Origin of the sequence: Terribium retamae (assembly GCF_022347545.1) — a bacterium.
Lineage (GTDB): Bacteria > Pseudomonadota > Alphaproteobacteria > Rhizobiales > Rhizobiaceae > Mesorhizobium > Mesorhizobium retamae.
On the sequence record NZ_JAKREW010000089.1, the window covers coordinates 1 to 7,281 of the forward strand.

The following is a 7,281-nucleotide window of genomic DNA, read 5'->3' on the forward strand; positions in this document are numbered from 1 at the left end:
CCCCCCCCCCTTCCCCCCCCCCGCCCTCCCCCCCCTCTCCACTGCACTCCCCCCCCCCCGCCCGCGGCCCCCCCGCCCCCCCCCCCCCCCCCCCCCCCGAAACCCTGAATTACTTCAGTTCGACCTTGGCGCCAGCTGCTTCCAGCTGGGCCTTGATCTTCTCGGCGTCGGCCTTGGCCACGCCTTCCTTGACCGGCTTCGGAGCGGCCTCGACCAGGTCCTTGGCTTCCTTGAGGCCCAGGCCGGTGATGGCGCGCACTTCCTTGATGACTTCGATCTTCTTGTCGCCAGCGGCAGCAAGAATGACGTCGAATTCGGTCTTCTCCTCAGCCGGGGCAGCAGCAGCGGCAGCGCCGCCAGCAGCAGCAACAGCCACCGGAGCGGCAGCCGAAACGCCCCACTTCTCTTCCAGGAGCTTCGAGAGTTCAGCTGCCTCGAGGACGGTCAGGCTCGAGAGGTCTTCAACGATTTTGGCGAGATCAGCCATTTTGATATTCCTTTATAAGGTTCGAACGTGTTGTTGTGATGAGGAACGGCCTCACGCCGCCTCGTCCTTCCGGGCATAGGCGCCAATGACGCGCGCGACCGAAGCCGCCGGTGCATTGACAATCTGAGCAATCCGGGTTGCCGGCGTGGCGATCATGCCAACCAGCTTGGCGCGCAGCTCGTCGAGCGACGGCAGCGAGGCGAGAGCCTTGACACCGTCGGCGTTGAGCGAGGTCGAGCCCATAGCGCCGCCGAGAATAATGAGCTTGTCATTGCCCTTGGCGAACTCGGACGCAACCTTTGGCGCCGTAACCGGATCTTCCGAATAGGCGACCAGCGTCTGTCCCTTGAACAGATCGATGATGCTTTCGGATTCCGTGCCCTGAAGAGCGATCTTGGCGAGGCGGTTCTTCGCGACTTTGACGGTGCCGCCGGCCTGACGCATCTTCGTGCGAAGATCGTTCATTTGCGCGACGGTGATACCGGCATAGTGGGCCACGACCACCGAGCCGGCGCCCTTGAAGGCGTCGTTCAGGTCCGTGACGAGTTCGCGTTTTTCCGCTCTGTCCACTGCCTATCTCCAGTTGACCACTCTTCCCATTCGCGGAAACAGCAGTCGGGTTGCCTTTTGCCGGGCGAGCAATCCAAAACTTCAGATCACCCGATCGGCGCTCGAGGATCCTGCCCCCTTTCGCCACATCCGACAGGTCACCCCGACGCGATGCGCAGACAAAAGGCAAACACGGTTCGAACCTTCCAGGGAGCCGAGGCTCCAATGTCGGGTCCTACCCCGTCTCATGCAGGCCATTCCAATTAAGGTCCGCCCTTTCGGGACTAGGCCGCCTGCAATCTCGGACAGGATGCCGGATACCTTTCGATTTCCGGCATCCGGGCCCCGCTTTCACGGGGACCGGAATTCTTAAGTCGGGTCAGCGCCTTAGCAGCCAACCCGCATCAAATTTCTCAGGCCACTGCGAGGGTGGCGACATCCAGCTTGAGGCCAGGGCCCATCGTCGAGGTGACCGACACCTTCTTGACGTAGTTACCCTTGGCGCCTGCCGGCTTTGCCTTGGTGACCGCATCGGCGAAGGCTCGGATATTCTCTTCCAGCGCCTTGACGTCGAACGAGACCTTGCCGACGCCGGCGTGCACGATGCCCGCTTTCTCGACACGGAACTCGACCGCACCACCCTTCGATGCCTTGACGGCGGCGGCAACGTCGGCGGTCACAGTACCGACCTTCGGGTTCGGCATCATGCCACGCGGGCCGAGCACCTTACCCAGACGACCGACCAGCGGCATCATGTCCGGAGTGGCGATGCAGCGATCGAAATCGATCGTGCCCTTCTGGACGATGTCGACGAGATCTTCGGCACCCACGATGTCGGCACCGGCAGCCTTGGCTTCATCGGCCTTATCGCCACGCGCAAACACGGCGACACGCACATTCTTGCCGGTACCGTTCGGCAGGTTGACCACGCCGCGGACCATCTGATCAGCATGACGAGGATCGACGCCCAGGTTCATGGCGATCTCGACGGTCTCGTCGAACTTCACTTTCGAGCGATCCTTAAGGATCTGCAGGGCCTCGCCCAGGCCATAGGCCTTGTTTGGGTCGATGCCTTCGCGGGACTTGGCTACACGCTTTGCAATCTTTGCCATCGTCTTAGCCCACCACTTCCAGGCCCATCGAACGGGCAGAGCCCTCGACCATGCGCATTGCTGCTTCCACGTCGTTGGCGTTCAGATCCTTCATCTTCTTCTCGGCGATCTCGCGCACCTTGTCGCGAGCGATCGTGCCGGCCTTGACCTTGCCCGGCTCCTTGGAGCCCGACTTCAGGTTGGCTGCCTTCTTCAGGAAATAGCTCACCGGTGGCGTCTTCATGACGAAGGTGAACGACTTGTCCTGATAATAGGTGATGACGACGGGGATGGGCGAACCCTTCTCCATTTCCTGGGTCTGCGCGTTGAACGCCTTGCAGAATTCCATGATGTTGATGCCACGCTGACCAAGCGCCGGGCCGATCGGGGGCGACGGAGTCGCAGAACCCGCGGCAACCTGGAGCTTGAGCTGGCCCGCTACTTTCTTAGCCATACTCTTTCCTGCCTTCAGTCATGCCAGCCCTCACTGGATGCCGGCGGTTGCAGTCCGGTGGTTCGGTTCGTTCGGCCGGCTAAGCCGCCCTCGCCTCCCACCCGTTGATGGCAGCACTTGCGCGCCACCTCTCCACTCCCCCAAAGGAGAGCGAAAAACCGATCAGCCCTTTTCGACCTGACCGAATTCCAGATCGACCGGCACAGCACGCCCGAAGATCGAAACTTCCACTTTGAGGCGAGCGCGCTCTTCGTCCACTTCCTGAACGAAACCGTTGAACGAGGCGAAAGGCCCGTCCGACACCCGCACCTGCTCGCCGATCTCGAACGTGACCGACGGCTTCGGCCGCTCAACGCCTTCCTGCACCTGATGCAGGATGCGCTCAGCCTCCTTTTCGGTGATGAACATCGGCTTGGCCGTATGCTTGTCTTCACCGAGGAAACCGGTAACGCGCGGTGTGTTCTTCACCAGCGAGATAACCGCATCATTCAGATCCGCCTTCATCAGCACGTAGCCGGGGAAGAACTTGCGCTCTGCATCAACCTTCTTGCCGCGCCGAACCTCGACAACCTTCTCGGTCGGAACCACGATCTGCTCGATGCGCTCCGACAAGCCCTTCTGCTTGGCCTTATTCTCGATGTCTTCAGCGACCTTCTTTTCGAAGTTCGAATAAGCGTGAACGATGTACCACCGCGCAGTCATCTATCAATTATCCCCGTCGTGGTGGTCTTACTTGCCGATGCCGAGGATCATCTCGACCGCCAGACCCATGATCTGGTCGGCAGCAAAAAAGAAGATCATGGCGATCGCCGCGAAGGCCAGGACCATGACCGTCGAAATCATCGTTTCCCGCCTTGAAGGCCAGGTGACCTTGGCGGTCTCCGCCCTCACCTGCTGAAGGAAGACGAAAGGATTGGTAGTCTTCGACGCCATGTCCGCTCTGCTTTCAAGGCCCGTTGACCGGACCTCCTGGATGATCCCGCCGGCCGGGACGTGCCGCAGAACCGAAGATCAAGCCGAATCAGCAAGCCTTCGATCCATGCAAATCAGACGCGCAAAGCTGGCTTCCCAGCTCCACGCGCCGCGTGTCTGTCGTGTCTACATAAAACCGATTCTTGTTCCACGCAAGTGGCAAGCTTCCGCTTTATGGCCAAACGCCGCATCGGAACCATCCAGTCGTTCCGTCCCGGCTATGGGCGCCTTATGCCCGAAAAACGCTCATATGGCAAGGCTTGCGCCTCTTTCAAGGCCTGCGTTCTCAAGGAATTCGGAAAAACTGGCAGGGGCAGCAGGGCTCGAACCCGCGACCTGCGGTTTTGGAGACCGCCGCTCTACCAACTGAGCTATACCCCTAAGGCTGCGACGCATCATCTGCGTGGCAGGCGCTTCCTAGAAGCTTCCGCGTCGTCTGTAAAGAGCAGCTTTGATGCAAATCGTGCAACGAGCAGCAAGCCGGCTCAATCACAAAAGCCTGCGAAACAGCCCTGGATAATCCGTTACCAGTCCGTGCTCGTCAAACATGATTTCGCGACGAAAATCACTATCCAGGGATTCATAGAGATAGCGCCTGCCCTCCTCCAGGCAGGTGTAGCGCTGCGGATCCGCAAAGACCTCTAGTGTCGGCACAAAAACATAGGCCGTGCGAATTTCCGCGCTCTCCCCCTTTGCAAGGCGAAGCCGCTTTACCGCGAGTGTGTTGGTGAACGGGCTTATCGACAGGTCCGGCTCGAACACACCGTCCAGCGCCGGTATCGGCTCGCCATTCTTCGCCCAACTTCCGGTTCCGTCCGCCTCCAGGATCAGCACTTTGTCGCCTCCAACCAGCCCGACTTCCACGCGTCGAGTCAGCCAGTCGGGCCTCATGGCGATCTTGTAGTGCGCGGCGAAAGGATAAGGATCGGACGAGATCGCAACCGCATCGACAAAGCTTCCGTCGTGCCGGCTACTCATCACCAGATGCTGGGTACCGTTACCTTCCCATTCCCGCCAGCGTGCGACAATTGTCGTATCCATCGACCTAGCTGCTCCCTGGCTGCGATGCCGGCAACTATGACTCAGCCGGCTGGTGGTTTATAGGGCCCGCCCGGCACGCCCCAACCCCATTGCGGCATTGGCCTCTTCCTCGAGGTCGCATGTTGCGCCCAGATTGGAGTTTATCTTCGCCAGCCGAGAGCCCCATTCGATATAGGCAGCGAAAGCTGAGCGGAATTCCGGATCGTCCGGCAAGCCAACTTCGTCAGCTGCGTCCATGAGAAGGCTGATCCAACCGCGACGCTGCTCCTCCGTCAGATGTCTGTCAAGGTGATGCGCCACCATCTCGCGGTGGCCGCCATGTTTGCGAGAGTAGATCGGGGGGCCACCAAAGACCTCACCTATGAAGGCCGCCACATGAGCGGGATGATCCGGCGACATGTTGCGGAATACCGGTCCGACCACGGAATCCTTCGCTACCTTGTCATAGAAGACCGAGGTCAACCGCTGGAGCTGTTCTGCCCCTCCGGCCCAATCGTAGAGCGTGGGTATATCCGCGGTCATGGCCGTCGTTTCCCTTACTGACCGAGGCACTCTCACGAAACACGAGCCAGGACACAAGCTGGTCGGACGGGTAGCGCCTTCGCTCGCAGTCATTGCTTCCGAACGGAAGGCCTCACGATGTCAGTTGGTTTGCGGTTTGGGATGAGGCTCGGGCAAGTCCATCGTTGTGAAGACGCGACAATTGTCGGCGGCGGGGCTCGTTCTGCAGACACTGGCCGAGACCAGCAGCCTGGCATCAAAACTCAAAGTGACCAGACCGGCCGCTTGCATTTCCGCGAGCTTGAGGGGACCATCGTCCAGCGGGGCAGGTTTTCCAGGGTCGAGAATCCGCGGATCGACCCGCATTGCCTTGAAATACGATCGGATCTGTTTTCCGGCCCCTTGAAGACGGTCCATCAAGTCAATAGGCGCCACCTTGGCCTCCTCGCCCGCGAGGCGCGTGACGCCGCCGGCCAAAACCAAAAGACACTCGCGCTCGCAGCGAGCGCCCGCGACAAGCGCAGCGCCGACATAACGAGCGTTGGCTGCATCCGGGGCACCGCAATTTGCCTCTTCCGTCCGGCACGAAATGTAAGTTGTCCGGCCTACGGCAACGCTCGTTCCATTCTTGCGCAGCAGCCTTCCCAAAGCCATCGCGGCGTGCAACTCACCGCCCCGAGAAGACAGAAGCAGCGGCAAATCGCGGCCCTTGACCTGTTTGAGTGTCGCCTTGAGCCGGTTCGGCGCTTCCTTGTCCAACCTCCCTTCGGCAGAAATCCATTCCGGGCAGGTTGGCTCGCAGCCTGGCTCGCCCGACCGCACCAGGCCAAACCGCATCGGCGCTTCCAGGGACGCGGCCTCCTCAGCCGGGATTTCTCCGGCCTTTGCGCACATGCCAAATACAAGGAACGCGACAGAAAGGGCCACAAGGAACTTAGCATACCGACACGAGATCGAGGTGCTCATTTGGCTTTTCCCGCAAGCCGTTTCACATCGGACCAAGTGACCACCCGGCAATTTGCCGCTGCGGGCACTTGGCGGCACAAGCCGTCTGCCACCAACAATTCGGCGGAACCCGAACCGGTGAGCAGTTGCATGTCCTGCATGTCCGACTGCGGCAGAAGTCGGAGATCCGAAGCGCTCGTTTCGCGCATGATATCGAGGAATTGACGGCCGATGCCCTTCCCCGAGAGATAGGTGCTGATCCGGCCTTCCAATTCAGGTCTCATTTTGTAATACGTCTCGCCCCGCAGGATACGACGGCCGACTTCTTTTTTGCTGATAATCCGCTTCTTGCCCCTGACGATCCGGTAGGTAATCCGGTACTCGATCTGCATCTGTCTCGAGGTGGTCGTCACCTGGTGCACGCCGATCATCGCAGACGGTCCGGCGAAACGATTGACGCCACCAGCAAGGATCAGCGGGCAGGCCGAGGCGCAATAACCGCCCAGGGTGGTAACCGCGCCGAGGTGGAGAGATCCCCTCTCCTTCTCGCTGGTGCAGGCAGCACCACTCTTGCCGCATTGCGCCAGTTCGGTTCGTCCGACAGCGACGTCGAGCTTGTTGCTGCGTATCAACTCGCCGATTTCCATTGCCGCCGACACATCCCCTCCCGGAGAGGTGATGATCACAGGCAAGCGACGACCGCCCAGAGAGGCCAAGACCCGTTTGAACAGTTTTGGTGTGGCGCCGGTGATCGTGCCTTCGGCAGAAATCCATTCCGGACATGTCGGCTCGCAAGCTTTTGGAGCGCTTCGCACCACTAGGAACCGCATCGCGGGTTCTTGCTTTTTCTTGGCAGGTTTGGCGGCCGCTGCGATGTCAATCTGCGCTGCGATCGAGAAACAAACCAGCAAGAGTGCGACAACCATGCGCACAAACATACCGCCAATGTTGTGACCAGCCCTGCCCGCCAACAATGCGCCTCCAGACACAGCCGAACCTAAAATCAAATCGACAGGTTTGAACAGCAGGATTCTGAGCCATTTCGGACAGGCGGCAGCGTATTCGTTGTCGCAAAGAAAAAGGGCGGTCCGAAGACCGCCCTTCAGTTCATTCAGCGAGACCGCCGCTTACTCGATGATGGAAGCAACAATCCCTGCACCAACCGTACGGCCGCCTTCGCGGATAGCGAAGCGCAGCTTCTCTTCCATGGCGATCGGCACGATCAGCTCGACGTCAACGGT

The 7,281-nt window shown here is 60.1% G+C and carries 11 protein-coding genes and 1 tRNA gene; all 12 read right to left on the bottom strand.

The features are described 5' to 3' along the window. Positions 1 to 109: 109 nt before the first annotated feature. Positions 110 to 487: a 50S ribosomal protein L7/L12 gene (rplL, locus tag L4923_RS30255; protein WP_239370804.1), complete on the bottom strand. Its 378-nt coding sequence runs from the start codon at positions 485 to 487 to the stop codon at positions 110 to 112. A gap of 51 nt (positions 488 to 538) precedes the next feature. After that, on the bottom strand, positions 539 to 1,057 hold the full coding sequence (gene rplJ, locus L4923_RS30260; RefSeq protein WP_239370805.1) for a 50S ribosomal protein L10: 519 nt from the start codon (positions 1,055 to 1,057) through the stop codon (positions 539 to 541). A 392-nt stretch (positions 1,058 to 1,449) separates the two neighbouring features. Further along, positions 1,450 to 2,148: a 50S ribosomal protein L1 gene (gene rplA / locus L4923_RS30265; protein ID WP_239370806.1), complete on the bottom strand. Its 699-nt coding sequence runs from the start codon at positions 2,146 to 2,148 to the stop codon at positions 1,450 to 1,452. Positions 2,149 to 2,152: 4 nt separating this feature from the next. Further along, entirely contained in the window at positions 2,153 to 2,581 is a 429-nt protein-coding gene (gene rplK, locus L4923_RS30270; RefSeq protein WP_239370807.1) for a 50S ribosomal protein L11, read from the bottom strand. A gap of 162 nt (positions 2,582 to 2,743) precedes the next feature. Beyond that, positions 2,744 to 3,283 carry a transcription termination/antitermination protein NusG gene (gene nusG / locus L4923_RS30275; protein ID WP_054314106.1) on the bottom strand — a complete coding sequence of 180 codons (540 nt, stop codon included), beginning with the start codon at positions 3,281 to 3,283 and terminating at the stop codon, positions 2,744 to 2,746. A 27-nt stretch (positions 3,284 to 3,310) separates the two neighbouring features. After that, on the bottom strand, positions 3,311 to 3,514 hold the full coding sequence (gene secE / locus L4923_RS30280; protein ID WP_054314107.1) for a preprotein translocase subunit SecE: 204 nt from the start codon (positions 3,512 to 3,514) through the stop codon (positions 3,311 to 3,313). Between the two features lie 344 nt (positions 3,515 to 3,858). Next, a tRNA-Trp gene (locus L4923_RS30285) sits at positions 3,859 to 3,934 on the bottom strand. Between the two features lie 108 nt (positions 3,935 to 4,042). Next, complete coding sequence (locus L4923_RS30290; protein WP_239370808.1) at positions 4,043 to 4,594, bottom strand: putative glycolipid-binding domain-containing protein; 552 nt, start codon at positions 4,592 to 4,594, stop codon at positions 4,043 to 4,045. A gap of 57 nt (positions 4,595 to 4,651) precedes the next feature. Next, positions 4,652 to 5,116 (bottom strand): group II truncated hemoglobin, encoded by a 465-nt coding sequence (locus L4923_RS30295; protein WP_343304490.1) that lies wholly within the window; start codon positions 5,114 to 5,116, stop codon positions 4,652 to 4,654. A gap of 120 nt (positions 5,117 to 5,236) precedes the next feature. Then, entirely contained in the window at positions 5,237 to 6,061 is an 825-nt protein-coding gene (locus tag L4923_RS30300; RefSeq protein WP_239370809.1) for a hypothetical protein, read from the bottom strand. Beyond that, positions 6,058 to 7,011 (bottom strand): COG3904 family protein, encoded by a 954-nt coding sequence (locus L4923_RS30305; protein ID WP_239370810.1) that lies wholly within the window; start codon positions 7,009 to 7,011, stop codon positions 6,058 to 6,060. Before L4923_RS30305 ends, L4923_RS30300 begins: the two co-directional genes overlap by 4 nt. A 156-nt stretch (positions 7,012 to 7,167) precedes the next feature. Beyond that, the coding region (locus L4923_RS30310) for an EF-Tu C-terminal domain-related protein (protein ID WP_486389247.1) at positions 7,168 to 7,281 on the bottom strand (114 nt) is incomplete at its 5' end.

Excerpts from the sequence above, each read along its gene's own strand:
- rplL (WP_239370804.1), bottom strand. The coding sequence starts at position 487 with ATGGCTGATCTCGCCAAAATCGTTGAAGACCTCTCGAGCCTGACCGTC.
- rplA (WP_239370806.1), bottom strand. The coding sequence starts at position 2,148 with ATGGCAAAGATTGCAAAGCGTGTAGCCAAGTCCCGCGAAGGCATCGAC.
- rplK (WP_239370807.1), bottom strand. The coding sequence starts at position 2,581 with ATGGCTAAGAAAGTAGCGGGCCAGCTCAAGCTCCAGGTTGCCGCGGGT.
- nusG (WP_054314106.1), bottom strand. The coding sequence starts at position 3,283 with ATGACTGCGCGGTGGTACATCGTTCACGCTTATTCGAACTTCGAAAAG.
- secE (WP_054314107.1), bottom strand. The coding sequence starts at position 3,514 with ATGGCGTCGAAGACTACCAATCCTTTCGTCTTCCTTCAGCAGGTGAGG.
- L4923_RS30290 (WP_239370808.1), bottom strand. The coding sequence starts at position 4,594 with ATGGATACGACAATTGTCGCACGCTGGCGGGAATGGGAAGGTAACGGT.
- L4923_RS30295 (WP_343304490.1), bottom strand. The coding sequence starts at position 5,116 with ATGACCGCGGATATACCCACGCTCTACGATTGGGCCGGAGGGGCAGAA.
- L4923_RS30300 (WP_239370809.1), bottom strand. The coding sequence starts at position 6,061 with ATGAGCACCTCGATCTCGTGTCGGTATGCTAAGTTCCTTGTGGCCCTT.